The 2,723-nt window shown below is 65.7% G+C and carries 1 protein-coding gene; it reads left to right on the top strand.

Annotated features, from left to right (window positions below):
- Nucleotides 1–604 precede the first annotated feature (604 nt).
- Entirely contained in the window at nt 605–2,566 is a 1,962-nt protein-coding gene (gene acs, locus ACLFMY_RS08890) for an acetate--CoA ligase (protein ID WP_410764303.1), read from the top strand.
- The last annotated feature ends 157 nt before the right edge of the window (nt 2,567–2,723 follow it).

Below are 2,723 nucleotides of genomic sequence, written 5' to 3'. Positions count from 1 at the left end.
AGGCGAACGGACGATCGGCCCGACGTCGGCCGCAGCCGGAGCGTCACTGTTGCCGGCATTTGGGCGAAGATCCCAGTTTGTCCCCCCGTTCCTTCCAGGTTTTCCACGGAATTATCCACAGGCGGGCACCAGCGGCCCGGGTTGGCAGGATTGGCGTGAATGGCCGGCTTTCGGTGGGCGGGCGTGTGCCTGCCGGACCGGGCGTTCGGGAAGACAGGATTCAATAAAACAAGCACTTGGCGACTATCACGCCCGGGTGTGGGCGGTGCTGGTCAAAAAACCGCCAGTTCGTGCAAGGGCTTGATCCGACGTCGACCGTTCCGGTTGTCGGCGTGTTTTCCACGAAATGTTCCACAGCTTCTGTGCATAACCCGGTTGATGAAACCGGGGATCCGTCGCCGGGGCAGTGACTTGCATCTCGAACCTCGTGTCGAGTGAACGAATCCTTCGCAACGTCCCGATCGACGGTGGCGCTCGCCCGGTGCGGCCGCCGCGCTGCCAGCAGGGTCACAGTCGCCGGTCGATTTTTGCTAATCTACCCGGCTGAAGCGCCGCTGGTCGGGCGCAAGCGATTCGAATCGAAAACGTACACGATGGAGTCTTTATGGATAACCTCGAGTCCATTCTGAGCGAGAACCGCGTCTTCTCGCCGTCGCCGGAGTTTTCCGACCGGGCGAGAATCGGGTCCCGTGCGGCCTTCGATGCGTTGGTCGCCGAGGCCGAGCGCGATTTCGAGGGCTTCTGGGCGCGACTCGCGCGCGAGTTCGTCACCTGGGACACGCCGTTCAATCAGGTGCTGGACGAGTCGAACGCGCCGTTCTTCAAGTGGTTCGCCGACGGGCGGCTGAACGCCTCGGTCAACTGCATCGACCGCCACCTGCCGGAAAAGGCGGACAAGACCGCCATCATCGCGGAAGCCGACGACGGCACGGTCACGCACATCTCCTACCAGGACCTGCACGACCGCGTGGCGCGATTCGCCAACGCGCTCAAGGCGCAGGGCATCGGACGCGGCGACCGGGTGATCATCTACCTGCCCATGATCCCCGAGGCCACCGTGGCCATGCTCGCCTGCGCGCGGATCGGTGCGATCCACTCGGTGGTCTTCGGCGGCTTCTCCGCCGAGGCGCTGCGCGATCGCATCAACGACACCGAAGCGAAGATGGTGATCACCGCCGACGGCAACATGCGCGGCGGCAAGAAGGTCACCCTCAAGGCGCAGGTGGACAAGGCGCTCGAGCACGGCTGCCCGTCGGTCGAGACGGTCATCATGCTCGAGCACATCGGTGGCGTGTCCACCGGCGCCTCGAGCGCGAAGGAACTGACCTGGGCCGAGGCCATCGACGGCCAGCCGGCCGAATGCGAGCCGGTGATGGTCGAGGCCGAGCACCCGCTGTTCATCCTCTACACCTCCGGTTCGACCGGCAAGCCCAAGGGCATCGTGCATTCGACCGGCGGCTATCTCGTCAACGCGGCGACGACCTGCGCCTGGGTCTTCGACCTGAATGACGACGATGTCTACTGGTGCACCGCCGACGTCGGCTGGATCACCGGCCACAGCTACGTTACCTACGGTCCGCTGGCTCTGGGCGTGACCCAGGTGGTCTTCGAGGGCGTGCCCACCTACCCGGACGGCGGACGCTTCTGGGACATGGTCCAGCGTCACAAGGTGAGCGTGTTCTACACCGCGCCGACCGCCATCCGCGCGCTGATGAAGCTGGGCGACGAGGTGCCGGGCAAGTACGACCTGTCCAGCCTGCGCCTGCTGGGCACGGTGGGCGAGCCGATCAACCCCGAGGCCTGGGTCTGGTACCACCAGGTCATCGGCGGCGGCCGCTGCCCGATCGTCGACACCTGGTGGCAGACCGAGACCGGCGCGCACGCGATTGCGCCGATCCCGGGGGCGATCGACCTGGTGCCGGGTTCCTGCACCCTGCCGCTGCCGGGCATCATGGCCGACGTGGTCGACGATCACGGCAAGCAGGTGCCCACGGATCACGGCGGCAACCTCGTGATCAAGCGGCCCTGGCCGTCGATGCTGCGCACCATCTGGGGCGACGACGAGCGCTTCCAGCGCACCTACTTCCCGGACAACCTGCCGGGCTACTACCTCGCCGGCGACTCGGCGCGTCGTGACCAGGACGGCTACATCTGGATCATGGGTCGCATCGACGACGTCATCAACGTCTCCGGTCACCGTCTCGGTACCATGGAAGTGGAGTCCGCACTGGTCGCGCACCCGGAAGTGGCCGAGGCCGCCGTGGTCGGACGCCCGCACGACGTGAAGGGCGAGTCGATCGTCGCCTTCGTCGTGGTCAAGGGCGACCGCCCGCAGGGCGAGGCCGCCGAGGAAATGGTCAAGACCCTGCGCAACTGGGTCGCCGAGCAGATCGGGCCGATCGCCAAGCCGGACGACATCCGCTTCGGCGACAACCTGCCCAAGACCCGCTCGGGCAAGATCATGCGCCGGCTGCTGCGCGGCATCGCCAAGGGCGAGCCGCCACAAGGCGATACCTCCACCCTGGAGAACCCGGCGATCCTCGATCAGCTGATGGGCAAGGACTGATCCCCCGGCCCATCGCCGATCCCAAGACCCCGTGGCCGTTTCGGTCGCGGGGTTTTTGTTTTATGGGAGCTTGACGCTGACAGTTGGAAGCTTGAAGAGGTCAGAGGTCAGAGGTCAGAGGTCAGAGGTCAGAGGTCAGAGGTCAGAGGTCAGAGGT

The sequence above is a fragment of the Guyparkeria sp. genome (genome assembly GCF_046545975.1).
Classification (GTDB): Bacteria; Pseudomonadota; Gammaproteobacteria; order Halothiobacillales; family Halothiobacillaceae; genus Guyparkeria.
This window is presented reverse-complemented; position numbering and strand designations above follow the sequence as displayed.